This window comes from Vulcanisaeta distributa JCM 11216, assembly GCF_001315985.1.
Taxonomy (GTDB): domain Archaea; phylum Thermoproteota; class Thermoprotei; order Thermoproteales; family Thermocladiaceae; genus Vulcanisaeta; species Vulcanisaeta distributa_E.
In genome coordinates, this window is the sequence record NZ_BBBI01000007.1 from 48,286 (window position 1) to 69,877 (window position 21,592).

At 44.9% G+C, this 21,592-nt stretch carries 31 protein-coding genes, 1 tRNA gene and 6 pseudogenes; 19 read left to right on the forward strand and 19 right to left on the reverse strand.

Annotated elements, in window-relative coordinates; translation table 11 throughout:
- The first annotated feature begins 18 nt into the window (after positions 1-18).
- Genes JCM11216_RS17645 through JCM11216_RS07255 form a run of 4 tightly spaced genes read left to right on the forward strand, consistent with a single transcriptional unit; the run spans position 19 to position 1,083 of the window.
- Entirely contained in the window at positions 19-174 is a 156-nt protein-coding gene (locus JCM11216_RS17645) for a hypothetical protein (protein WP_243675659.1), read from the forward strand.
- Entirely contained in the window at positions 165-353 is a 189-nt protein-coding gene (locus JCM11216_RS17650) for a hypothetical protein (RefSeq protein WP_243675660.1), read from the forward strand. Before JCM11216_RS17645 ends, JCM11216_RS17650 begins: the two co-directional genes overlap by 10 nt.
- A 28-nt stretch (positions 354-381) precedes the next feature.
- The gene (locus JCM11216_RS07250; RefSeq protein WP_054853773.1) at positions 382-648 is read left to right on the forward strand and encodes a 50S ribosomal protein L34; all 267 of its coding nucleotides are present in this window, start codon (positions 382-384) and stop codon (positions 646-648) included.
- 6 nt (positions 649-654) lie between these two features.
- The gene (locus JCM11216_RS07255) at positions 655-1,083 is read left to right on the forward strand and encodes a cytidylate kinase family protein (RefSeq protein WP_243675661.1); all 429 of its coding nucleotides are present in this window, start codon (positions 655-657) and stop codon (positions 1,081-1,083) included.
- 336 nt (positions 1,084-1,419) lie between these two features.
- Here the strand turns inward: JCM11216_RS07255 and JCM11216_RS17655 are convergent, their stop codons facing one another.
- The 9 genes and pseudogenes from JCM11216_RS17655 to JCM11216_RS07290 all read right to left on the reverse strand — a co-directional run bounded on the left by JCM11216_RS17655 (position 1,420) and on the right by JCM11216_RS07290 (position 6,196).
- Positions 1,420-1,566 carry a hypothetical protein gene (locus JCM11216_RS17655; RefSeq protein WP_243675662.1) on the reverse strand — a complete coding sequence of 49 codons (147 nt, stop codon included), beginning with the start codon at positions 1,564-1,566 and terminating at the stop codon, positions 1,420-1,422.
- A complete protein-coding gene (locus JCM11216_RS17660; RefSeq protein ID WP_243675663.1) occupies positions 1,563-1,781 on the reverse strand; it encodes a hypothetical protein in 219 nt (72 codons plus the stop codon). Before JCM11216_RS17660 ends, JCM11216_RS17655 begins: the two co-directional genes overlap by 4 nt.
- Positions 1,782-1,861: 80 nt before the next feature.
- Positions 1,862-2,140: a hypothetical protein gene (locus JCM11216_RS07265; RefSeq protein WP_054853774.1), complete on the reverse strand. Its 279-nt coding sequence runs from the start codon at positions 2,138-2,140 to the stop codon at positions 1,862-1,864.
- Positions 2,141-2,204: 64 nt separating this feature from the next.
- On the reverse strand, positions 2,205-2,489 hold the full coding sequence (gene amrB / locus JCM11216_RS17665) for an AmmeMemoRadiSam system protein B (protein ID WP_243675664.1): 285 nt from the start codon (positions 2,487-2,489) through the stop codon (positions 2,205-2,207).
- 26 nt (positions 2,490-2,515) lie between these two features.
- Positions 2,516-3,074: pseudogene (amrB, locus tag JCM11216_RS17670) on the reverse strand (AmmeMemoRadiSam system protein B).
- Between the two features lie 71 nt (positions 3,075-3,145).
- Positions 3,146-3,822: pseudogene (gene rpsB / locus JCM11216_RS07275) on the reverse strand (30S ribosomal protein S2).
- Positions 3,823-3,885: 63 nt separating this feature from the next.
- Positions 3,886-5,153 (reverse strand): annotated as a pseudogene (locus JCM11216_RS07280) (enolase).
- Positions 5,154-5,237: 84 nt separating this feature from the next.
- A complete protein-coding gene (locus tag JCM11216_RS07285) occupies positions 5,238-5,864 on the reverse strand; it encodes an HAD-IB family phosphatase (RefSeq protein ID WP_054853776.1) in 627 nt (208 codons plus the stop codon).
- Positions 5,864-6,196, reverse strand: coding sequence for a hypothetical protein (locus JCM11216_RS07290; protein ID WP_243675665.1), 333 nt, complete (start codon positions 6,194-6,196; stop codon positions 5,864-5,866). The genes JCM11216_RS07285 and JCM11216_RS07290 overlap by 1 nt, the downstream gene beginning before the upstream one ends.
- 50 nt (positions 6,197-6,246) lie before the next feature.
- On the opposite strand from JCM11216_RS07290, the gene JCM11216_RS07295 reads away from it, so the two are divergent.
- Positions 6,247-7,878 (forward strand): bifunctional ADP-dependent NAD(P)H-hydrate dehydratase/NAD(P)H-hydrate epimerase, encoded by a 1,632-nt coding sequence (locus tag JCM11216_RS07295; RefSeq protein WP_054853777.1) that lies wholly within the window; start codon positions 6,247-6,249, stop codon positions 7,876-7,878.
- 96 nt (positions 7,879-7,974) lie between these two features.
- Here the strand turns inward: JCM11216_RS07295 and JCM11216_RS07300 are convergent, their stop codons facing one another.
- A complete protein-coding gene (locus tag JCM11216_RS07300) occupies positions 7,975-8,265 on the reverse strand; it encodes a hypothetical protein (protein ID WP_054853778.1) in 291 nt (96 codons plus the stop codon).
- 166 nt (positions 8,266-8,431) lie between these two features.
- Between JCM11216_RS07300 and JCM11216_RS17675 the strand changes: the two genes are divergently transcribed.
- From JCM11216_RS17675 to JCM11216_RS17690, 4 genes are all read left to right on the forward strand, one after another.
- The gene (locus JCM11216_RS17675; RefSeq protein ID WP_243675666.1) at positions 8,432-8,710 is read left to right on the forward strand and encodes a hypothetical protein; all 279 of its coding nucleotides are present in this window, start codon (positions 8,432-8,434) and stop codon (positions 8,708-8,710) included.
- A gap of 41 nt (positions 8,711-8,751) precedes the next feature.
- Positions 8,752-9,213 (forward strand): hypothetical protein, encoded by a 462-nt coding sequence (locus tag JCM11216_RS17680; protein ID WP_243675667.1) that lies wholly within the window; start codon positions 8,752-8,754, stop codon positions 9,211-9,213.
- Positions 9,214-9,485: 272 nt separating this feature from the next.
- Positions 9,486-10,301 carry a hypothetical protein gene (locus tag JCM11216_RS17685; protein ID WP_243675668.1) on the forward strand — a complete coding sequence of 272 codons (816 nt, stop codon included), beginning with the start codon at positions 9,486-9,488 and terminating at the stop codon, positions 10,299-10,301.
- On the forward strand, positions 10,216-11,322 hold the full coding sequence (locus tag JCM11216_RS17690) for a phosphoenolpyruvate carboxykinase domain-containing protein (RefSeq protein ID WP_243675669.1): 1,107 nt from the start codon (positions 10,216-10,218) through the stop codon (positions 11,320-11,322). Before JCM11216_RS17685 ends, JCM11216_RS17690 begins: the two co-directional genes overlap by 86 nt.
- A gap of 9 nt (positions 11,323-11,331) precedes the next feature.
- On the opposite strand, the gene JCM11216_RS07315 is transcribed toward JCM11216_RS17690, so the two are convergent.
- Genes JCM11216_RS07315 through JCM11216_RS07325 form a run of 3 tightly spaced genes read right to left on the reverse strand, consistent with a single transcriptional unit; the run spans position 11,332 to position 12,430 of the window.
- Positions 11,332-11,634 (reverse strand): C-terminal helicase domain-containing protein, encoded by a 303-nt coding sequence (locus JCM11216_RS07315; protein ID WP_054853779.1) that lies wholly within the window; start codon positions 11,632-11,634, stop codon positions 11,332-11,334.
- Complete coding sequence (locus JCM11216_RS07320; protein ID WP_054853780.1) at positions 11,631-12,041, reverse strand: DEAD/DEAH box helicase; 411 nt, start codon at positions 12,039-12,041, stop codon at positions 11,631-11,633. Before JCM11216_RS07320 ends, JCM11216_RS07315 begins: the two co-directional genes overlap by 4 nt.
- Positions 12,041-12,430, reverse strand: a complete 390-nt coding sequence (locus JCM11216_RS07325; RefSeq protein WP_054853781.1) for a DEAD/DEAH box helicase — start codon at positions 12,428-12,430, stop codon at positions 12,041-12,043. The genes JCM11216_RS07320 and JCM11216_RS07325 overlap by 1 nt, the downstream gene beginning before the upstream one ends.
- 257 nt (positions 12,431-12,687) lie before the next feature.
- Here JCM11216_RS07325 and JCM11216_RS17695 point away from each other — a divergent pair.
- The 5 genes and pseudogenes from JCM11216_RS17695 to JCM11216_RS07345 form a co-directional block, all read left to right on the forward strand.
- A pseudogene (locus JCM11216_RS17695) lies at positions 12,688-12,921 on the forward strand (HEPN domain-containing protein); the annotation flags it as partial.
- Positions 12,914-13,291: a nucleotidyltransferase domain-containing protein gene (locus tag JCM11216_RS07335; protein ID WP_054853782.1), complete on the forward strand. Its 378-nt coding sequence runs from the start codon at positions 12,914-12,916 to the stop codon at positions 13,289-13,291. The pseudogene JCM11216_RS17695 and the gene JCM11216_RS07335, both read left to right, overlap by 8 nt.
- Before the next feature lie 331 nt (positions 13,292-13,622).
- Entirely contained in the window at positions 13,623-13,970 is a 348-nt protein-coding gene (locus JCM11216_RS17700; protein WP_243675670.1) for a hypothetical protein, read from the forward strand.
- Positions 13,967-14,206: a hypothetical protein gene (locus tag JCM11216_RS17705; protein WP_243675671.1), complete on the forward strand. Its 240-nt coding sequence runs from the start codon at positions 13,967-13,969 to the stop codon at positions 14,204-14,206. The genes JCM11216_RS17700 and JCM11216_RS17705 overlap by 4 nt, the downstream gene beginning before the upstream one ends.
- A gap of 4 nt (positions 14,207-14,210) precedes the next feature.
- Positions 14,211-14,894 carry a hypothetical protein gene (locus JCM11216_RS07345; protein WP_054853823.1) on the forward strand — a complete coding sequence of 228 codons (684 nt, stop codon included), beginning with the start codon at positions 14,211-14,213 and terminating at the stop codon, positions 14,892-14,894.
- Between the two features lie 245 nt (positions 14,895-15,139).
- Here the strand turns inward: JCM11216_RS07345 and JCM11216_RS07350 are convergent.
- A tRNA-Lys gene (locus tag JCM11216_RS07350) sits at positions 15,140-15,216 on the reverse strand.
- Positions 15,217-15,290: 74 nt separating this feature from the next.
- Between JCM11216_RS07350 and JCM11216_RS07355 the strand changes: the two genes are divergently transcribed.
- Positions 15,291-15,635, forward strand: a complete 345-nt coding sequence (locus JCM11216_RS07355) for a hypothetical protein (RefSeq protein ID WP_054853783.1) — start codon at positions 15,291-15,293, stop codon at positions 15,633-15,635.
- Here JCM11216_RS07355 and JCM11216_RS17710 read toward each other — a convergent pair.
- Both JCM11216_RS17710 and JCM11216_RS07360 read right to left on the reverse strand, forming a co-directional pair.
- Positions 15,625-15,861, reverse strand: coding sequence for a hypothetical protein (locus JCM11216_RS17710; protein ID WP_243675672.1), 237 nt, complete (start codon positions 15,859-15,861; stop codon positions 15,625-15,627). The genes JCM11216_RS07355 and JCM11216_RS17710 overlap by 11 nt on opposite strands.
- Positions 15,843-16,787 (reverse strand): MFS transporter, encoded by a 945-nt coding sequence (locus tag JCM11216_RS07360; RefSeq protein WP_243675673.1) that lies wholly within the window; start codon positions 16,785-16,787, stop codon positions 15,843-15,845. The genes JCM11216_RS17710 and JCM11216_RS07360 overlap by 19 nt, the downstream gene beginning before the upstream one ends.
- 56 nt (positions 16,788-16,843) lie before the next feature.
- Between JCM11216_RS07360 and JCM11216_RS07365 the strand changes: the two are divergent.
- The 4 genes and pseudogenes from JCM11216_RS07365 (at position 16,844) to upp (ending at position 19,349) form a co-directional block, all read left to right on the forward strand.
- Positions 16,844-17,594 (forward strand): annotated as a pseudogene (locus JCM11216_RS07365) (HesA/MoeB/ThiF family protein).
- A 31-nt stretch (positions 17,595-17,625) separates the two neighbouring features.
- On the forward strand, positions 17,626-17,949 hold the full coding sequence (locus JCM11216_RS17715; RefSeq protein ID WP_243675674.1) for a hypothetical protein: 324 nt from the start codon (positions 17,626-17,628) through the stop codon (positions 17,947-17,949).
- A complete protein-coding gene (locus tag JCM11216_RS17720) occupies positions 17,930-18,481 on the forward strand; it encodes a hypothetical protein (RefSeq protein ID WP_243675675.1) in 552 nt (183 codons plus the stop codon). Before JCM11216_RS17715 ends, JCM11216_RS17720 begins: the two co-directional genes overlap by 20 nt.
- 206 nt (positions 18,482-18,687) lie before the next feature.
- Positions 18,688-19,349, forward strand: a pseudogene (gene upp, locus JCM11216_RS07375) (uracil phosphoribosyltransferase).
- Between the two features lie 11 nt (positions 19,350-19,360).
- Here upp and JCM11216_RS07380 read toward each other — a convergent pair.
- The 3 genes from JCM11216_RS07380 to JCM11216_RS07390 are packed head-to-tail and all read right to left on the reverse strand — an operon-like array spanning position 19,361 to position 21,377.
- Positions 19,361-20,020, reverse strand: coding sequence for a bifunctional precorrin-2 dehydrogenase/sirohydrochlorin ferrochelatase (locus tag JCM11216_RS07380; protein ID WP_054853784.1), 660 nt, complete (start codon positions 20,018-20,020; stop codon positions 19,361-19,363).
- 24 nt (positions 20,021-20,044) lie between these two features.
- Positions 20,045-20,581: a hypothetical protein gene (locus JCM11216_RS07385; RefSeq protein WP_054853785.1), complete on the reverse strand. Its 537-nt coding sequence runs from the start codon at positions 20,579-20,581 to the stop codon at positions 20,045-20,047.
- Between the two features lie 34 nt (positions 20,582-20,615).
- Entirely contained in the window at positions 20,616-21,377 is a 762-nt protein-coding gene (locus JCM11216_RS07390; protein ID WP_243675676.1) for an enoyl-CoA hydratase/isomerase family protein, read from the reverse strand.
- Between the last annotated feature and the right edge of the window lie 215 nt (positions 21,378-21,592).

Consider the following 21,592-nt stretch of genomic DNA (forward strand, 5'->3'; position numbering starts at 1 on the left):
CCTGATAGGATAAATAAGGTGATCGAAATAATACTAACGACACTATTTGAGACCGGCAATGTCGAGGCTGCGATCATCAGGGCTATGTCCAAGAGGGATAGGGTGAATAGGCTGTTTTATGAAATCCAAAGGGCTGCGTATAGGTTACGTAGGAGGGTAGCACCGTGCTTGTGATCCCGAAATCCATGGTAAGCAGGATCAATTGGGTCAATGCAACTGAGGAGGAATTGAATTTAGCACTAAGGAAGTCGCACATTTACGTGATTAATGACGAGGAACTAAGCAAATACCTATCACTCGGTATGGCTAGGCCTGGACCCCCCCTAACGAGCAAATACGTAAGTAAAGCATAAAAACTCATAGGTGATTTGGCGAGCAATTATGCCAAGGCCGGCATTAAGGTCAAGGAGATTAAGGAGAACGCAAGCCAGAACGCCGGGTGGCAAGCACGTAGTTCATTACGAAAAGAGGCTTGCCTCTAAACCAAGATGCGCCATCTGTGGAAAGCCGCTCCAGGGCATTGATGAGGCTAGGGTTAAGACCAGGCATGTTTCTGGTTTAATGGTATCGAGGCCATACGGCGGCTATATTTGTCACAGATGCTTGGCCCTCGCCCTTAGGATGGCCGTACGATTGTCCTCAACGTGATTAGAAATGGGTATTGTAGCCATTAGTGGACAAGCAGCCAGTGGGAAGACCACAGTGGCCAGAGAATTGGCAAATAGGTTGAATTACAGATTTGTATCTGCTGGTGAGTTATTTAGGAAAATAGCCATTCAACGAGGCATATCGTTACTCGAGCTTCATAGGATTGCAGAGACGGACTTTAGCATTGATAAGGCCGTTGATGAGGAGACAATCAAGGAGGCTAGAAAGGGTAATGTAGTTATTGAGGGCCACCTAGCCGCTTGGATACTCAGGGATGTGGCTGATGTACGCATTTATCTGAAAGCCGATATTAAGGCTAGGTCGCAGAGGTTGTCGGCTAGGGATGGTAAGTCAATTGAGGATGCGTTGAGAGAGATTAAGGCCCGGGAAGAATCAAATAGGAGAAGGTACCTGCCATCTATGGCATTGATATAAGCGATATCTCATTTTTTGATCTCGTCATTGATACAACATACATAGATGCTAAGAAGGTCGTCGATATTATCTATGAGTATGTGTATAATGTATTACGTAATAAGGGCAGGTTTTAACTTAACACCCCAATTACGCGGCTAACTAATCCACCGTCGTTAATCCTCAACTAGTAACTTAAATCAAGTTGTCTCACAGAACCCACTCGGTAATGGATTCAGGAAGTAATTGAACGCACAGCTTTAAGGTTAAAGTCATAAGGGTGCTTATTAAACTCATTAATGCAATGCTAATTTTTATGCTGAGCCGATATACTACATCCTTAGTGATTACATTTACTTAGCCTAATATCTTTCGATACGCCCTTAGCCAGGTATAGATTGATTCACCGCCAGCCACGTACTTGTCCTTCATGAGTCTGTAAGCTGATACATAGCCTTTATAGACGAGGTACGCGTAATAGCTATTAAGCTTGGCCTTGATCACGTTAGCTTGTCGGACTTCGCCATAAGGAGGGCCATGTGGTATGCGTAATACTCCCTGGTCTTGACATCACCGTTCCACCACTTATCATAGAATACGTCGAGAAAGCTTAGGTACTCATCGATCTTATCCTTAAACGGGTCCCTCACGTGCCTTGCCAATACTTCCCTTAATTCATCCTTCCACGTCCTCACCTCCTTGGGCTGTATAATACTCATCAGAGTAGCTAGTTATTTCTCTTTCTATTTAAATCTTTCTCTTTTTAATCAAAAGAGAAAATGATCACACCATACCTAGGTTATCCAGTAATTAGGCTTACCTTAGCTCCTGAGTTACTTAATAAATACTGAACCGCTTGATAGGTGTAATCCGCTATAATTTTTAGTAATGTGTATGACAAATAACCCAGTTTATAAATAATATATCCTCCTATATATAATAAATCACTAACCTGCTTATCTCCAATGCTAAATATGTATGCCTTTAGCTCAGCCTTAAATGGAGCGACTATTGAGTAGATCAGGGCCAGAGCCACTATAACTAGTAGTACCTCGAAAAACACCCTAACAGCACTCATATTTAATTATACCTAATTGAATTAATTAATTAAATATTTCGTTTAATCGAATACGAGAATATCCTCATAGGTAAAAGGCTATTGATGCGTAACCCACGGTCTCCAATGTATAGCCACTGGTGTCGCCAGACGTGGCATGCCTCAATAGTACCACGTTCTTAACACCAAGTCTCTTGGCTGCAATTATCGCTGTCGCAATTGCACCATAACCACAAGCTGACACATCATAACGCTCAATAACGTCGAAGAAGGAATCCTCATCAAGCCTAAGGACTGGGTCTATGGCCCTCATGTCCTTCTCAGTGGTTATTTCATGAGGCTCATAATGATTCCAATCACTGGAAGCCACATAGACTATAGAACTTGGCTCATGACTTAATATGACCTCGGCAATTGCATTGCAAGGTCCTTAGCCACCTCCTTTGTCTGTCTCCAAATTATTATTGGCACGATCTTCACGTTATTGCCAAATATGTACTGTATAAAGGGTAATTGAACCTCAAGTGAGTGCTCCTGGACAAAGGCATAGGTGTCAGGTTCCAGGTACTTAACCCTACTCATCAGTTCCTTGGCCACCTCAGAATCAACCTCAAGGGTACCAAGTGGGGGGGTTTCCCAGGCACCCTCGGGGGGGTATATGGCTACAGGCGCGCCAATACCATAGTGATTAGGCCCAACTAGGATGAACGTCCTTGGACTATGAAACCTGTAAACCTCAGCGAAGGACATGGCAGCCACGGGACCCGAGTATACATATCCTGCGTGTGGGACTATGACTATGGGCACGGCCTTAAACCCCCCCTCACGGGGGCTGCCTAACTAATTGACCAGGGCCTAATGGGTGGCTTATTGACCATTCAATCTGCTTGATTAATTTATCCCTATCAGCCTCATAGAATGCACCCGCAACCGCTGGTTTGCGTACCTTGGCCATACAGTGATTAGTCTAGGCCGGGAAAAATAAACGCTTTACTTTGCATTGATTAGTTAATTAATCTCAGTGCTTTATTGGCTAACTCCCTCAATCGATATCCTGACCTCGAATTCCTCAGGTGGCACAGGCAGGTCCTCATTCTCCTTCAACTCGCCCCTAACCCTAAGCACCTGCCTAGCCAATAACCAGTATATCAGCGCCAAGCTCCTCCTCCCTTGTTGTTGCATGGTATTATCAAGTCCACGTAGGATATTGGCGTGTCCGTATCCACGAGCGCAATGACTGGTATACCCATCGTGGCTGCCTCCTCAATCGCCTGCGCATCCGCCTTTGGGTCAGTGGATATTAGTAGGTCAGCCTCTATGTAGTGGTTAAGGTTCGGGTTTGTGAATGTCCCTGGTATGAACCTACCCGTTATCGCCCTACACCTAACGAATTTACAGAACATCTCCACTGGCTTGAAGCCATAGGGCTTGGCTGAGTAGGCTACCACCTTCTCAGGGTCATACATAGTAATCATCTTGGCCGCAATCCTAATCCTCTCATCAATCTTCCTAAGATTGAGAATCCTAAGACCATCAGGCCTCACGGAAAACACGAAGCCCCTCCTCTGCAGATAGGCATTGGACACCCTAGTACCAAGCCTAACACCAGCCGCTAGGTAGCGCTCAATTGCAATTAGCAGCTCCTCCTGCGGTGGAACCGGCGCAAGCCCTTCCTCACGGGTCTCCTTACGTTCCTCACCCATTGAGAACTACGGTGAAGAATCTAATTAATAAGTATTTCACTATGAAGAATTTAATAGTGAGTATTAATGCCTAAGCCTTTGGACTAATGACTGATTCATCCTGGCTGCCTTACCCATGTAGTCCTGAATCCTAATCAACTCATTAAGCTTGACAATCCTCTCACCACCAAGGACCCCGCTCTTGATTATCGGTGCCCCAAAGCCAACGGCTATGTGCGCCAGGGTCTCATACTCAGTATCGCCAGATCTATGGGACACCACTGGCACGTAACCGTTAGACACCGCCAACCTAACAGCCTCCCAAGCCCTTGATAATGTGCCTATTTGATCGGGCTTTATTATTATGGCGTTTGCGGCACCCTCCTTAATGCCCCCTGGTTAACCTGGATGGATTCGTCGTGAATAGATCATCACCAACAATTAGGCACTTGTCGCCTATGGAGTCCGTTAGCTCCGCGAAGGATTGGAAGTCCTCCTCATGGAATGGGTCCTCGACGTAGACAAGCCCGTACTTCTCAATCAACCCCCCCTAACAAACTCAAGCTGTTCCTTGGGCGTTCTTGAAACCCCCTCATTGGTGTATACGTACTTCTCACCATTCCATAGTGTTGATGCCGCCATATCAACGCCAATCCCTATTTCAAAACCCATCTTGGAGCTGACCTCCTTAACAGCCCTACTCAGGATATCCAATGCCACGTTAGTGGATACTTTGGCTGACCAAGCACCCTCATCATTACGACCACCGGTAAACGTTGGGTCAGCCTTAACCAACTCCTTAAAGACAGCCCTATGAACCTCAATGTTGGCTTTAAGGGCGGAGTAAATGTCCTGTGCGCCGTACGGTAGCACCAGGAATTCCTGAATATCAGGGCCAAGCCCGCGGCTATGCTTACCACCGCCAATTACATTACCGAGTGGGTACGGCAAATCCCTGATATTAGCGCCGCCAAGGTGTTGATAAAGTGGTATCTCTAGGGCGTTTGCCGCTGCCCTGGCGGTTGCCATTGACGTGGCTATGGCAACCGCACCGCCTATCCTCGAGAAGTTCTCCGTACCATCGATCTCCTCAAGCCTTGCATCAACTTCACCCTGTATTGACGCATCCAAACCCATTAGGTCAGGTGCCACGCTCTTCTCAAAGGTACTAATTGCCAGGTCGACGTCGTTATTGGGGAAGTAAACGACCTCGTGAGAGCCCTTGATGCACCGGCTGGTGCTGCCGCCCTCCCATAACCATCTGTCAGGTATACTTCAACTTCAACGGTCTCCTCACCCCTTGAGTTAAAGATTTTCCTGATACCCAAATCCTCTATGGTCGTGTCTGGCATAAACCCTAGTAAGGTGAAGAGCCCCAGTATTAATGTGTTATTAGCGGTAAGTATACGTTTACTTTACGTATACGCATCAATCCATTACCTAGTTAGTATAGCCCTTGCAATATCAATTATTGGGTATAGTGTGTCGGAATTAACAACAATCCTCGCAGCATTAGCTACCTCCTCATTGACAGGGTTATAGGCTATGGAGTACCTAGCCCTCCTGAGCATTGGTAGGTCCATGTCACTATCACCAACGGCCATGATGTAGTCCCAATCTAGTCCCAACTCGTTAATTAACTCGTGAACAATATCCTTATTCTCGACATTTACCTTAACTGAGATTAATGAGCCATCCTCATTAAATATTAATTCATTGCTTATGAAGTAGTTCACGTAATCCCTAATGGGGGGGATACCCGTGTAGCTCAGGCCACCACTAACCGCTATTATCAACACGTTATTATCCTTAAGGAACTTCAGCAGTTCTAAGGCGCCTCTCCTCAGGGTTATGGGGACCTCAATCCAGGTCCTGGGCACGCCCATCCAGAGAAGGGCATCAACGAGCGCCCAATCCCTATAATTAATGAGCCCTGCCTTATACGCCTCCCTATTTATCGAAGCCCAATCATCAGTACCGAGAACCTTATGTAGGTGCTGCCACGCTGACCTGAAGTACGTGAGGACCCCCCCATCAATGTCGAGGATTGCCGCCTTAATCATTACTCATCACCAATGCCAACGTCCTTTATTAGTAGTCTAATCATTAGTAGTCTATTCCTGTGCTTAGCATGTGAGTTCTTTGCAGTGGCTGGCGCAGATAATTCCTTAATGAGTAGATGGTTCTTATTATTGTCCTTAGTTCTAATGAAGAGCTTATTATCGTTAAGGGCCTTCACGGTTATACCTTCCCTATTAATGCCTAGAACCTCAACCTTAGTGATCACATAATCATCTTCAACTTTAATTATGCACTTAGGCTCCCTATACCCATCGTATTCGGATACCTCCCAATTACCCAAGCCATCCCTAATTACTATATCCATGATGTTCATTAAACCTTGCATAAAAGCGTTTTTAAAGGCATAATACGTCATTCCCGAGTATGCCCATTGACTTCAGGGATTGGTCCTCAGGCGCAATAACGACGCTTGAGATGAGGGTCATTGATAGGAATGCCGTCTACATGGGCATTGATAGGCACATACTCATGGAGAACGCAGGTAGGTCTGTGGCAACGGTAGTCATTGAGAGGTACCCAAAGGCCAGGAGGATACTCGTTGTTGCTGGGCTTGGTGATAATGGTGGTGATGGTATTGTGGCTGCTAGGTACCTACACTCATGGGGGGGTAGGGAGGTCAAGGTTGTTCTCCTGGGACGCATTAGTGATGCCAGGGAGGAATTGGTTGTGGATAACCTGGGTATTCTTAGGGGGGGGTTGAATGTTGAGATAATAGAGGCTCCAACACCCTACGACTTACTCGCTCATCAGGAGGTCTTTCACCCATGGGCTGAGGTTATAATTGACGCAATCATAGGAACTGGGATTAGGGGGGGTGTTCTTAGGGAGCCGCAGGCAACGGCTATTGAGTTAATCAATAAGTCATCGGCGTATAAGGTAGCTGTTGACATACCCAGTGGGTTGGACCCCCCCGACACCGGCGAGGTTAGGGATATCGCTGTTAAGGCCCACGTTACCGTAACAATGCACAGGCCTAAGGTTGGCTTGGTTAAGGAGGGTGTTTCCCAATATGTCGGTGATTTGGTGATTGCGGATATCGGGATTTCTGAGGAGATAGAGCACATCGTCGGTCCCGGCGACCTATACTACATGAGCTATGCCAGAAGGCCCGACTCTAAGAAGGGTGATAATGGGCGTGTATTATTCATTGGTGGTTCCAGGGAGTTCACGGGCGCCATTTACTTAGCGGCTAAGGCGGCACTTAGGACTGGGGGGGTCGACCTGTCAGTGGTTATGGCTCCCAGGGATGTGGCCAGGGACATAAGGGCTCACGATCCAAGCATAATAGCTATACCCCCCCTAGACGGTGATTACCTAATGCTTAGTCATGTGGATCAAATAATGGAGCAGGTTGGTAAGTCCCATGTAATAGCTATTGGGCCTGGGCTTGGGCTTAGGGAGGAGACTATGAGAGCAGTTGTTGAGTTGATCTCTAGGGCTGTTGATGTTGGTAAGAGGGTGGTCATTGATGCTGACGCCATTAAGGCAATTGGTGAGTTGAAGAGGCAGGACTTAATAACGAAGAATGTAATTGTAACGCCGCACGCCGGCGAATTTAAGTGGTTGACAGGCGTGGATGTTACTAAGGAGGTTAACACCTGGTCGAGGGCCTTGATGGTGCGTGATGTGGTTAAATCATCACTGAGGGGCGGTGTTGTGTTGCTTAAGGGTAATGTTGACATAATAACCGATGGCGAGAGGTACAAGCTCAACTTCACGGGTAATCCGGGTATGACTATTGGAGGCACTGGGGGGGATGTGTTGACTGGCGTTGTTTCGGCATTAATGGTTAAGGTCCAGGACCCACTTGAGGCAGCTGCAATTAGTGCCTTCGTGACGGGGCTCGCAGGTGATTTAGCAGTTAAAGATCTCGGCTATCACATATTACCAACTGACGTTATAGATAACATACCTAAGGTATTCAGGAGTTTGATGAACATTGATGATATTGTTAGATCATCGATTCATCCACAGGCCTTAAAGCTAATTGGTTAGGCAATTAATTATCAGTAGCCTGGAAGATCATCAATTACTGATCAGGGTCCACCATAGTCATCATTAACATTCAAAGGAACTATGAATTAATTAAGTTTATTCTAATGGCATGTGTACTATCCTCCTACTCCGTGTTGAATATCTACGCCCGCCTCTCTCGCGGGACCTCCTAATGTCTAAAGCTACGTCCAATGGATTATAGGTGATTGTTACGTTAACAACATCATCGTTTGCACAGGCAACAATATGCATTTTAGGGTTGTTAATTAATATTACCTCACAATTATAGTTCAAGCTATGATACTCATTGCCGTTATAATCACCTATTAATTGTTTCTTAAGTGCCATCCATAACGTTTTACTTATTACTATTGTTTCCCTAATCATTCTATTTAACTAATTCAACTCCAAATAAATAAAGGTTTCCTCACAGTAATTCAAAAAACATGAATAGAGACTTGACTTTTATTTCCTCGATACAAACCGCGTTAAATACATCGTAGCCTGTAACGAATGCAATGCTTATTCCTAACTTATAAAAGCAACGAGATGTATGAGTAGCAAGTTAGTCAGTGGGAGGATTCATACGGACACTGGCGCATTATCACTATTAATAACTAATTATGCATTCTCCTTGATTACCCTATTGTTGATCAATAAATACCACGTTAATATTATTAGATTAGTATTGACAACGGGTCTCGTTATATTAAATATCACAAGCCTTGTAAGAGCCCACCTAGGCCTGATATCCAGGAGGGGGGGCTTAAGCGATTATTTACTGTTTCTAATAAACACGGCCCCCCTATTTGCTTCTCATCCCCCTACCTAGGTATTTGGGTAATAATACCCTTAATACCCCTGGCTTTATTTATGGCAGAGGTAATGCGTGGGAGAGGTAGGTCGGTAATGGCTAATGTGTCTGGGACTGCATTAATAGCATCAACGTATCTTGCATGGTATACTCTCATGGGTGGTATTTTGATTAATCTATTTGTGGCTGTGTCGATAGTATGGGTTACCTACCATGCATTTTCTGCATTATATGTGGAGGGCAGGTTGCCGTTTAGGCGGGGGGGTGTTAAGCCGTACCACTCATCAATGCTTTGGTTTATAAGCTTACCTGCCCTAGCCTATGGGCTGTACATCACTAGCGGTACACTGTCTCTGGCGGTATTGATTGAGCCATCGCTTAGGGCGTTAATTGCCATTAAAGAGGATAAGTTATCCATGGGTGATTTAAGACGTAGGATTAGGGAAATTGGTATTGGCCTATTAATTGAGTCTTTGGTACTGGCCACCCTGGTCTTGATTCTTATTTATGCATTGGCGTGATCATTAACGGGAAGTATTGTGTTCATGAATTCAGCTACCTTATATGCGGTATTTTGATGAATGTAATAATTGCTATGTGGGTGTAAGCTGTGTATTTCATGGATACATTTCATAAACGGGATTGAGCCCTATGTTAGTACTAGAGTTAAATGGGTTTACTCAGTAGTTATGGTATTGTGACTTATAGAGAAATAGTTATAAGGACATAAGTAGTAATAGGTCTAATGGTACCGAGTACTTCAGATGAGGTTGAACGGCTTTTCCGAAGTAAGATGAGTGATGAAATGTATCGAAGACTAATGAACATTAATAACCCTGAGCTTCACAAGTTCATAGCCTGGGCCGTAGACCTATGCAAGCCTGATTCCGTGTTTATAAACACAGGTAGTCCTGAAGATTTTGATTACATTAGGAGAAAGGCAATAGAGACTGGTGAGGAGATAATGTTGAAAACCCCTGGTCATACCGTTCACTTTGATAGTCCTTACGACCAGGCCAGGGCCCGTGAGGACACGGCCATATTATTGCCTAATGGTCAGAAGCTTCCCTTCATAAGGACTAAGGACCGTGATGAGGGATTGAAAGAAATTTACTCACTACTTAACGGTATAATGAAGGGTAGGGAAATGCTCATTGGTTTCTACTCACTTGGGCCCAAGGGCTCGCCCTTCAGTATATTGGCTGTTCAAATAACGGATTCCTACTACGTAATGCATAATGAGAACATACTATATAGGGCTGCCTATGACGAGTTCGTCAGGCAGGGTGAGAGGGCTAGGTTCCTCAAGTTCCTTCATTCACAGGGTGAGTTGAACGAGATGAAGCAGAGTAAGAACATTAAGCAGAGGAGGATTTACATAGACCTTCCTGGCGAGACTGTGTATTCAGTGAACACGCAATACGGCGGTAACAGTATTGGTCTCAAGAAACTGGCCCTTAGGCTCACGATTAAGAGGGCCATGGAGGAGGGATGGCTTAGCGAGCACATGTTCCTGATAGGCGTTGAGGGGGCCAAATGGCAGGGTCACTTACTTCACCGGCGCATTTCCGTCATACTCAGGCAAGACGTCAACGGCAATGCTCGGTAGGTTAATCGGGGATGACCTCGCATTCCTAAGGAATGTCAATGGCGAGGTTAGGGCGGTTAACCCAGAAATAGGCGTCTTCGGGATAATCGAGGGCATAAACCCAATCGATGATCCATTAATATACGAAGTGCTGACAAAGCCCAATGAGATAATATTCTCGAACGTGCTAATTACCGAGGATGGCGAAATATACTGGAATGGGATGGGTAAGCCAGAGCCTGAGAAGGGCATTAACTACACGGGTAAGTGGTGGAGGGGGGGAAAAACCGATGAGAAGGGTAACCCAATACCACCATCACACCCCAACGCCAGATTCACGGTATCACTAAAGGCATTTAAGAACCTGGACCCTGCCTATGACGATCCAAGCGGTGTTGTTGTTGGTGGAATAATATTTGGAGGTAGGGACCCTGACACGCTTGTTCCCGTCTTTGAGTCCTTCAATTGGGAGCACGGCGTAGTCACGATAGCCGCATCCCTCGAGTCGGAGAGGACTGCGGCAGTAATCGGTAAGCCGGGCGAGAGGGAGTTTAACCCAATGGCCAACCTAGACTTCCTATCCGTGGACTTAGGCGTTTACATAACGAATTACCTGAAGTTTGGCGAGGGCCTTACGAGACCTCCAAAGATATTCGGTGTTAATTACTTCCTTAGGGATGAGCAGGGCAGGTTCCTGAATAGTAAGGAGGATAAGAGGGTTTGGCTTCAGTGGATGGAGAGGAGGGTTCATAACGAGCTTAACGCCATAACAACGCCCATAGGCTACATACCGAGGTATGAAGACCTAAAGGTCCTGTTCAGGGAGGTGCTCAATAGGGATTATAGGCTTGAGGACTACACGAAGCAATTCGCGATAAGGGCTACGAAACTCCTCGAGAAGATAGACAGGATTTGGAAGATATACTCAGAAATACCTACGACGCCGAGGAGGTTCTTCGAAGTACTTGAGGAGCAGAGACAGAGGCTGCTGGATGCCAGGAGTAAGTACGGTGACGTAATACCACCGCAGAGGTTTGAGTGAATTTGGCAATCAATCTTCCTTGTTCAAAATCATTAATTTATATTGAGAACCACTGAGTCTAATGGCAGTATCTATTATCTGTAACTCGCTCTTTGTGGCTAACGTCACCGCGCGGCCGCTCCTATCAAACCTTGCGGTTCTGCCTATTCTATGAATATATGTCTCCGGGTTACTTGGTACATCGAAATTAATTATTAACCCCACATCAACTATGTCTAAACCCCTGGAGGCTAAGTCGGTAGCTACTAGGACTACGTCTCCATTCTCATCCCTAAACCTCCTTAGTACTCTCTCCCTCATGTACTGCTTCATGCCACCATGAAGCAACAATGCATGGTAATCCCGGGACAACTGCCTATACATCTATACGCCCTCTCCCTAGTATTTGCAAAGACTATGGATTTACCCGCCAACTCCTTCGTCATGACTCCATACTTCTCCCTCCAAAAGCCATTAATCAAGTATACGACCTGGTCCACAAGCGGCAACTCATACTCGTGGTTACCCGTCCTTAGAAAGACAGGATTCCTCATAATACTACGTAACAATTCATAGATTTCCCTAGGCAGAGTCGCGGTGGCGGCATAAGTCTGCTTTCTATTATGCGCCAGGCTTGATATAACACGAACATCATCTATGAAGCCCATATCCAACATTCTATCCACTTCATCAATAACGAAGTAATTAACACGACCCAAATCAATGTAGGACTTCCTCACTAGATCCAGTAATCGCCCAGCGTCGCCACAACAAGGGATGCGTCCCTTACAGAACTTATTTGGTCGTCATAAGGCACACCGCCATAAACAATGGCATGCTTAAACCCAAGGTACTTATTGAAGTAGGTAAATTGTGAAGCAACCTGAAGCGCTAATTCACGGGTTGGCACGATTATTAGGGATTCCGTAACCTTACCAACCATGGAGTTCATTATGGGCAGTAGATAAGCCGCGGTCTTACCACTACCCGTTCGGGCCTGCATGGCAATATCAACACCCTCTAAAGCCTTCGGTATGACTAAGCTCTGGATCTCTGTGGGTTTCTTAAATCCAACATCGGCCAGGGCCTTCCTAAGTTCCTCTCTTAGTTCGTCAAATACCTCGTTCATTCAGCACCAATAAACTGGGCATTAATAAAACGGAGCCTAAGCAAGCATTCCCTCCTAATTGCTGGAGATGGCTCTATGAATTGGTGCAGTAAATATTATTAGGTAGGTAATGAAATAATATTGGCATAAATGGCGTCACGATGGTACGCAAGGGCTGAGCGATATAAGGCATTGAGTAAGGACATGCTTAATAGGGGGGGTTCTACCCAGAGACATGCTTTTTTGCGCAGCAGGCTGTTGAATTTTACCTTAAGGGTAAGCTCATAGAGTTAACGGGCTCGAGATTATATACGTATTCAATAGTCACGCTGTTAAATCAAGTGGTCTCAATACTTAATAGGCCCATTAACAATGATCTCATTAAGTGCGCTAAACTCCTCACTGAGCAGTACATAGGGTCTAGATACCCTGATGCCCGTATGATTGATTATGATAAGGATGATGCTGAGGATTGCCTCAGGTGCATGGAGATTGTGATGAATTATGTTTAGGGAAATCCTCCTAAGAATGCATCGCGAAATCGAGGAGTGGATAAGAGAGCTATGTAGTGAGGGTTACACGGTCATATTATTTGGTTCGAGAGCACGTGGCGAGGCTAGGATAGACAGTGACTGGGACCTGCTCATCATAGGCAATGAACCACCCACCGAGCCACCAAATGACCTAGCCCAGGTACATTACGCCAACGCTCTAGCGGCTGAAAGGGAAATTGAGAACTTCAACACAATATTCCTCGACGCACTCTACGAAGGTAAGCTATTATGCGGTGACGCAGTGATGTTCAATAAATTGAGAAATAAAGTCCTTAACGTGACCAGGGATTTCGTAAAGACGAAGGACGGATGGATAAGAATAAGGTAATAGAAACTGGCGGACTCAGTGGGATTTGAATCCACGATCTATAGCTTATCGTAGAACTTATTTCATCATTACTTACAGGTTTACAAGTGGAAAAGAATTAGTATTCCTTAAGTGCGTCTATATATCCTTTCATGCCTTAAGCTTTAATAATATAAAAGATTTCATGTTTATTTAGTGATTTTGTTTCATTAAATAATTCTATTTTTCTACTTAGAGTGTTTAAATTATTAATAAAAGCTTTAGTCATGCTCTGAAATATTTTATGCCATGTCTTAATCATAAGTCCTCACAGGGTCAGGTTAAAAAGCTTATTCGAGAATTTAGTATTGGTATGAGCCTTATTAAGGAATTAACGCGGGAGCCTACTATTGATTTAGTTAGGTTCATTATTGCGTATTATATTAAAAAATATAATAGGGGTGTTAAAGCAGAGGTACTTGTTAAGCTCTTATTCCTAGTTCTATATACGGATGAGAAGGGACTTATTGATTCACCAAGGGTGAGGTTGCCTGAGGAATTTAGGATCTACTTAAAGGGCCCATTTGTACCAATTGATAGGTTACTTGGCGGTGAGTTAGAAATGTCTAAGTATGGTATTGCTAAGGTTGGTGATAGTTATTACATTAACGTGAACGCCCTTGAGGATGCCTATAGGTCCCTTGAGAAGAGGGGGGGTTGAAAGATCTGGCAGATTACGCCATGAGGGTTGTTGATAAGTATGGTGCGTTGAGGGAGGAGGTCTTGATTAACCTAACTCTCGAAATACTAGGTATTAAGAACGAGGTTATCAAGGCAATGGCCTTTAACATGGACTTGGAATCCTTCATAAAAGCCATGAAGAAGCTCAGGGAGATACTAATGAGTAGGGAATATACTGACGAGGAGGAACTCTACCCAGACTTATTTAGTGGGTGACTTCATGGTATTTAGGGCATTCCACGTTTTTGTCGACACTAGCGTGCTCGTTAAAATAATATACGCAATAACTCTATATCACAAAGTAAGCGTTTCAAAGAGACCACCACGGATTCTTGGCATGCTTGAGAATGGGATCCTAACTATTTATACCGATAATGCTGTGATAAATGAGCTTAAAGACACAGCTCTACCTAACCTATTAAGCAACGTCAATAGGACAGAGCATGGATGGCCCAATATAAAGCCTGACATAATGATACTGTACTGTATTGATGAATTGAATTATTTAGTAAGTAGAAACTATATAAGGATTGCCGAGGAGGATAGGTCGTTAGAAAAACAAAGGAGGGCCTTAGGGAATAGGCCCACAAGGAGGGTTTGTTGGAGGGATGGTCTAATAGACGATATATTAAGTAGGGTCCCGCCTGAGATGGTTCCATTTGAGGATATTAGTATAATTAGCTCATTACTCTATGCCTATGACTTACTGGCCACAGTACCAAGAAGGGCATTATCCGGTATAACAAAGGGCAAGTTAGTATTTATTACTGACGACAATAAGCTTAAACAATTCGTAGAAACATACTTAACATGCAATAATTGTCCCTGCCGGGAGAAAATAATTACCTTAAGTTATAAGGACTTCAAAGATAAATTGCTAAAGTCCTTCCTAGGAGCACAATAAATAGATACATAATAATTGAAATATCAGGTCTAAAGCTCCTCATGTTCTGATGGCTGTAATATCTAATGAATGCTTTGCACCCAGCAGAAGAAGTTATTTTTAGGAAAAATGCGTTATGTTACTTAAATCGTTAAGGTACAAAGCCTGCAATCAACGCATCATAAACCTAACATGGAGTTATCTACGAATTTCCAAACATGAGGAAAATAAGCAACAGTATAATTAAGAGAGATTGTATATAAATTTGGCGGGCCCGGTGGGATTCGAACCCACGACCTATGGGTTAAAAGCCCACCGCTCTACCTGGCTGAGCTACGGGCCCGTATTCATTAATTATTTGTACTTTTAAGGTTTTATGTTGCCTTAGTTTTTTAATTGCGGTATTTTTATTATGCTGTGTCTTCGATTGTTGATGTTAGGCTTGGTGATTACCATGGTGAGTGGGTTTTGGATAGTGGTGTTGTTAGGTATGTTGAGCATATGGGTGGTGATGTTATTGAGGCCGAACTTGAGGGCTGTGGTGAGGATTACACCGATTGTGTTATTGACGATGTCGTTAAGAGATTTGGTGATGAGCTTAAGCTCCCAAGGTCTGTTCTTGGTTCGGTGAGGGCTAGGCTTAAGGCCCTTGGTTTCCCATTGGTGATTACGCTGCGTGAGGAGGTTAATGTCTCAATTGTTGAGTTCAGGGGTAAGAACGGCAATGCCCAATTGATTATTCGCTATCAACTTATTTCCTGAGGAGGATTACCCTGAGCACCGCGTATAGTATGAATGCGACTATGAATATTACAAGGGCCAATAGCGCTATTCCGCCGAGTCCCAGCTTCACGTATGAGTAGCTGCCCAGGATGCTTCCTAACCCCATGCCGAACCCTAGCACTAGGCTGTATAGGCCCATTGCTGAGCCCCCCCTCATACTTATCAATGCCTCATCACCCGTCAATGCTAGTATTGATGGTACCACGGCGGATGCATGAATATGAAGGGGGCTGAGGCGGCGACGGCGATTATTGGGTTAACACCCAATAGGAGTAATACGGTTAGTATTATGAGGCCGATGCTCACGCCTATAACTCCAATGCTCATGGTCCTTAACCTGCCAAGCCTGTCCGATACGTAGCCAAAGAACACAGAGCCTAGACCGACCACTAACGTTGCGCCTAGGAAGAGAGCGCCAACGTGTATCGGCATCACACCCTTAATGCTCCCTATGGCCCTGCCCGAGTATATTGCAGCGCCGAGGATTGTCGTTATTGAGAACCAGATGGGTAATGTCGGCACCACCTTCTTCGAGACACCCCCCCTTAATGGGTTTAGGTATACAGCGCCGATGGTTGGTTTCGTCTCGACTATGTACCTAAGAACAACTGCGTAAAGTATTATCAATAGTATTAACAGCATTATGAACGCCGTGGGCCCTTTCACCACTTGGTAGAGTATTGAGCCAATCATGTAGCCAAGCGCATAACCGAATATGTTTATGAAGTCGAAGACCCCCATGCCCAATCCCCTGTATCCTCTTTCTGTTATGTCCGTTATCATAGCCAGCATGGATACGAGTACCAAGGCCGCGCCGAAGCCCATTGCACCGTTAAATACAGCAGTGGCCAATGGGTTCTTCAGTAGGGCTATTGCTATGTATATTAATGCCATGAATATTAAAATCCAAGTATAACCCATTATCAATGTTAGTTTTCTGCCAATTTTATCAGCCATGTAACCAGCCACGAAGGAGCTCAGGGCCTCAACGAATGGGTATGAGGCCAGTATCAAGCCGACCATTATGTTACTACCTGGTGATAGGTAGGATATTAGGAACGTGTTTGCTCCCGACCCAATCCTAATCATCAGTATTGGAAGGTACGGCAACAGCGCCTTACTACTTCTCATTGGTGTTAACGTGATGCTTAATTCTTATTAATTTATTTTTGAGTAATGACTACTGTATGGTCGCCATACACCTAATTGATAGGTATTCAAGGCAGGTCGCAGTCATCGGTAGGGAGGGTCAGGAAAGGCTTTCGAGAGCTCATGTAGCAGTTGTGGGCTTAGGAGGCCTTGGAACCTTAGTATCCATGTATCTAGTTGGCGCCGGTGTTGGTGAGTTGACTATAATCGATTATGATACGATCAATATAACAGACCTTCACAGGCAATTACTGTATAGAGAGGAGGATATTGGCAAGCCAAAGGTTGAAGTTGCTACGAAGAGGCTTCGTGATATTAATTCAGCGGTTAAGGTAAGGCCGGTGAATGAGGCGTTAACCAGTGAGAATGCTGAGGAGGTCATTAAGGACGTCGATGTCGTGGTTGACGCACTCGATAATTGGTTGGGTAGGCAGGTATTAAATGAGGCCATTGTTAAGTTGAGGAAGCCCCCTAGTCCACGGCGCGGTGAATGGTTGGTATGGCCAAGTATCAACGATAATACCAGGTAAGACGCCCTGCCTCTATGAATTAGTGCAGGTAAAATCATTGCCCCCCCAGTGCGTTGGTTATTGCCCAGTCGTTGGTCCTGTGGTTGGTGTTGTGGCGTCGATAGAGGCGACTGAGGTCATTAAATTGATAACGGGCATTGGCGAGCCCCTTATTAATAAGTTGTTGATAATTGATGGTAAGAATTGGGTCATTGATGAGATAAAGCTTAGTAGGGTTGAGAACTGCCCTGTCTGCTCAAGATATCTTAAGGAAAAATAATTTTAAGGAAGTAGTTAGCGATTACTCGCTCATGAGGAGGTTTTTATCGGCGCTATGGGCTAAGCTGAGTAATAGGCCATTGGCGCTTTGTGATAGCGGTGATGTTGATGGTATAACAAGCGCAGCCCTATTTCTGAGGAAGTACCCGAACGGTGTCGTAGTGCTTGCGGCACCGAGCGAGGTTAATAGGTCCTGGTGGATCAAGAGCCTCTCCTGGACCTTTGTGGCTGACCTACCATGTCCAGGTAAGGTCCTCATAAGGCTGATCACCACAGGACCAACAAGCCCTGCGCCAAGATTGAGTTTTATGACCCGGAGGCGCCTGCTCAGCCCTCATGGCAATGAAGGCCCTTGATCTCGAGAATGACCCAATAGCCAATAGCCTTGTTAAGGTGGCTATTGAGACGGATACCGCCAACATAACGAGTGAGGAGGCTGAGAGGCTCGACCTAGCCGTAAGGTTCGCGTCATACCCTGAGAAGATCTTTATTATTAAGAGCCTCGCAATTAACGGTCTTCAAGCATTGAGTAACTCCAGGATTAGTAGGTTGATTGAGAGGGGTTACAGGGCTAGGAGACTCATGCTTGAGATTGCCGATAAAATACCAATTAAGGATGTGATCAATATTTATAGCCCCCCCATTGACCTGGGGATATCCTATAGGCAATTAACAATTGAACTACAACATAGGGGTGCCAAGATGGTAAACATATTACTTAGGTTAAGTAGGAGGGCATTCAGGTATTACTGTGGGCTGATAGGGATAGCCCATATGACTGCACCCAGGTGGCTACGAAGCTTGGTGGCGGTGGTCACAAGTACGCCTCAGGTGCTCAGTACAAGTCGCCGTTCTTCAATCCAGGTAAGGGTGTTGAGACTTTCATAAATACGTTAAAGGCCTACCTGAATGTCGATAGGCTTGAGGTCCTTGAATTGGCTAGGGATTCCATAAGGACGATTACCTACTAAGTGATCAGCGCTTTGGACCATCGTCACTCATCGGTGGCTACCATCATCATCACCCCGTAGTACCTAATTACTAAGTAGCAAAAGTTCTTTAAATATGCGCTTTCACGGTTATGGCGGGTTTCCTTGGGTAGGGTAGTCGTTATTGACCACCCACTGGCGCAAGCCATCTTAACGACTCTAAGGGATAGAAATACTAAGCAAATCGAGTTTAGGAAGGGCCTTGTTAGGCTTGGTAGGTTGATGGGTTACGAGATTGTGAAATCCATGGACATAGAGACCGTGGAGGTAGAAACACCACTTGGTGTTAAGGCTAAGGGCGTTAGGATTAGGGACCTCGATCACGTAGTCATTATACAGGTTCTCAGGGCTGCCATGCCGTTGGTCGAGGGCTTGGTCAAGATTTTCGCGAATGCCAGGATGGGTGTTGTCAGTGCAAGGAGGTTGAGGAGTCTCATAAGCCCGGCTCGCTGGACTTCGACATTGAAATTACGTATGTTAAGGTGCCCAGGATATTCAAGGACGATATCCTCATAATCGCTGATCCAATGCTCGCGACTGGCTCTACGATAACCTCAGTATTAAGGCATGTCCTTAAGTATGGAGTTCCCAAGAGGACTATTATAGCCAGCGTCATAGCCACTAAGTACGGCATAGAGAGAGTTCTCAGGGAGTATCCATTTGCCGAGATTTATACGGTTGCCATAGACCCTGAGATGAATGAGAGAGGCTACATAGTGCCCGGGCTTGGTGATGCCGGGGGGGACAGAGCCTTTGGTGGTCCTTAAAATTGATTCTCCTAATTATGAGATGATACCTTATTCATTACATAATTTAGGGCCTCATCAATAAATCCCTTCTTAGCCAGTTCATTGAATTTCTCATCATTATCAAGCTCCATGTATAAATCCAACCTAGTCCTTACGTCGCTCACGACCTCCTTAAGCTTACTCTTAACTGCGTACCAAACCCTAGCCATGTTCATTAACTCCTCATCCTCCCTAAGCGTGTTCATTATCTTCTCAAGGGTTCTTCTTGCCACAATACCGCTGAGTCCCTCGGTAGTAACAGCGACCCTAATACCATTAATCTCGCTCTCAAAGGGAACCACCACCTCGGTCTCTTCGGCATTTGTGGCATCATTAAAGAACTTCCTCATGTCCTTAGCCAACTTCCTAACCTTCTCGTTTATTGCCTGGTCATTGGTCGCAATAATCACCAGGTCAGCCCACTCAAGGTTTCTCCTGAGCAATTCCTCATCATGAGCATTACCCCCCCTAACCAGCTCCACCTTGCCCTGCTCGGCATAGCGCATTAGTTCATTACTAAATTCAAGGCTTATCACCCTAACATTGGCACCCGCCAGTAGGAACTTGATAGCCCTCCTAGTACCAACGCCGCCGCCTCCGATTATTAATACGTTCCTACCACCAAACTCTATAAACAGTGGTACCCTCACAATATCTATTTCCTAAAGGGTCAATTAATTATTTTTACTTACACCTACTAAATGCAAGCCTCTATTAAGTACTAAGTCCCTGATCTTGACAATGGTATTGAGCGAAGGCAATTCCTCATCAACACTCAAATCAGCCCTCTTAATACTATCCTTGATCCAGGTGCACTCATTAATTGGTAAGCCGTGGACTGACCCAGGCACGTTAGACCTAACCAATTGCCTAATAATGCTATCACCGCTAAACTCAATAACTAACTTGGGATAATTAATCGCGACTAGGTCAAAACCAAGCATTATGATTATGTCGTAATTATACCTCCTGAGGAGTTTATTGATGGCCCATGTAAGGCTTGATTTACTACATGGTAAATGACGCCTCGGCATTATAACCTCAATACCTGACCTCACAAGCAACACAGCCAGTATTGAGTAGAATTGGGGGGGCTTAACACCTGGTGGCGGCAGTAGTAGTACCCTACCGTTAATGCGTATTGGCGTGAAGACCAACGCATCGCTATCAATATATACGTGGTATTCATCATTACTGAACACCTCAATCATCAAAAGGGAGCATGAATACCCTACTTAATAGCATTTACCTTTTGAGGAACTCCTCGAGTCTCGCCTTAACCTCAGGTTTTAGTGACTCCTCAGCCAACATATTCAGCAACTCATTCCACCTATCATTAATCTCATTAATTATTGAGGATATCATTAATCTCTTAATCGTCTTATAAGCATCATGCGGTATCGCGCTTACCTTATCAATGAGTTCTAGGGATACCCTTAATCCCTCGTCAACGTTATTGACTACTCTATGGACAAGCCCCCAATCAACTGCATCATCAATGCTTAATTTAAAGTCCCTATCCAGGAAGAACCTGGTCTTTAACATGCCGAAGAGGTATGGCGCGAAGGCTGGTGTCACGGGTACGAGTCCATACCTAATACCAGGCAGGGAAAACTCCGAGCCTCTAACCGCAACGACTTGGTCAACGAAGTATAGGAGTTCCGTTGCGAATCCGTAGGCTGAGCCATTAACGAGGGCAATCACCGGTTTTTCACAATTTGCAATAGTAACGGCTAAATCCTTAATTGCCGAGAAGTACCTCCTAGATTCCTCAATGTTTTTAAAGCCGTATATCTCGGCCAGGTCAAGACCTGCCGAGAAGACCTTACCCTCACCAGTTATTATGATGCCCTTATAATTTCTACAGCCCAGGGTCACGGCATCCTGGGTCATCAAGGTCAACTCGAGGTTAAAGGCATTCCTTTTTTCGGGTCTATTTAGTTTTACAATTAATGATCCTTCCACAGGCTTGGTAATTACGGCATTCATGGGCATAGATCCACTCATTATTGATAATTCAAAAGTAATAATTTAATCTATACCATCCCTATTTCATTAGTAATTTTTATAAAGGTAGTATTAGACGTGGTGAGGGCATCTTGGTATACCCAACGGACAGAGTAGGGGCCGTAAAATATGACGCAAAAAGAGGCCAGGTCGAGTTAACTAAAGGATATCCAGAGGAGAAGTTTCTGTGGAATGTCGACTTTCACCCAACGCCA

Coding starts and splice junctions, on each gene's coding strand:
- JCM11216_RS07255 (WP_243675661.1), top strand. CDS start 655: ATGGGTATTGTAGCCATTAGTGGACAAGCAGCCAGTGGGAAGACCACA.
- JCM11216_RS07285 (WP_054853776.1), bottom strand. CDS start 5,864: ATGATTAAGGCGGCAATCCTCGACATTGATGGGGGGGTCCTCACGTAC.
- JCM11216_RS17720 (WP_243675675.1), top strand. CDS start 17,930: ATGGCAATGAAGGCCCTTGATCTCGAGAATGACCCAATAGCCAATAGC.
- JCM11216_RS17700 (WP_243675670.1), top strand. CDS start 13,623: ATGAGCCTTATTAAGGAATTAACGCGGGAGCCTACTATTGATTTAGTT.
- JCM11216_RS07250 (WP_054853773.1), top strand. CDS start 382: ATGCCAAGGCCGGCATTAAGGTCAAGGAGATTAAGGAGAACGCAAGCC.
- JCM11216_RS07265 (WP_054853774.1), bottom strand. CDS start 2,140: ATGAGTGCTGTTAGGGTGTTTTTCGAGGTACTACTAGTTATAGTGGCT.
- JCM11216_RS07345 (WP_054853823.1), top strand. CDS start 14,211: ATGGTATTTAGGGCATTCCACGTTTTTGTCGACACTAGCGTGCTCGTT.
- JCM11216_RS17660 (WP_243675663.1), bottom strand. CDS start 1,781: ATGAGTATTATACAGCCCAAGGAGGTGAGGACGTGGAAGGATGAATTA.
- JCM11216_RS17685 (WP_243675668.1), top strand. CDS start 9,486: ATGAGTGATGAAATGTATCGAAGACTAATGAACATTAATAACCCTGAG.
- JCM11216_RS07300 (WP_054853778.1), bottom strand. CDS start 8,265: ATGATTAGGGAAACAATAGTAATAAGTAAAACGTTATGGATGGCACTT.
- JCM11216_RS07295 (WP_054853777.1), top strand. CDS start 6,247: ATGCCCATTGACTTCAGGGATTGGTCCTCAGGCGCAATAACGACGCTT.
- JCM11216_RS07385 (WP_054853785.1), bottom strand. CDS start 20,581: ATGATTGAGGTGTTCAGTAATGATGAATACCACGTATATATTGATAGC.
- JCM11216_RS17715 (WP_243675674.1), top strand. CDS start 17,626: ATGAGGAGGTTTTTATCGGCGCTATGGGCTAAGCTGAGTAATAGGCCA.
- JCM11216_RS07290 (WP_243675665.1), bottom strand. CDS start 6,196: ATGAACATCATGGATATAGTAATTAGGGATGGCTTGGGTAATTGGGAG.
- JCM11216_RS07390 (WP_243675676.1), bottom strand. CDS start 21,377: ATGAGTGGATCTATGCCCATGAATGCCGTAATTACCAAGCCTGTGGAA.
- JCM11216_RS07360 (WP_243675673.1), bottom strand. CDS start 16,787: ATGAGAAGTAGTAAGGCGCTGTTGCCGTACCTTCCAATACTGATGATT.
- JCM11216_RS07315 (WP_054853779.1), bottom strand. CDS start 11,634: ATGAAGCAGTACATGAGGGAGAGAGTACTAAGGAGGTTTAGGGATGAG.
- JCM11216_RS07325 (WP_054853781.1), bottom strand. CDS start 12,430: ATGAACGAGGTATTTGACGAACTAAGAGAGGAACTTAGGAAGGCCCTG.
- JCM11216_RS07335 (WP_054853782.1), top strand. CDS start 12,914: ATGTTTAGGGAAATCCTCCTAAGAATGCATCGCGAAATCGAGGAGTGG.
- JCM11216_RS17680 (WP_243675667.1), top strand. CDS start 8,752: ATGGCAGAGGTAATGCGTGGGAGAGGTAGGTCGGTAATGGCTAATGTG.
- JCM11216_RS17675 (WP_243675666.1), top strand. CDS start 8,432: ATGAGTAGCAAGTTAGTCAGTGGGAGGATTCATACGGACACTGGCGCA.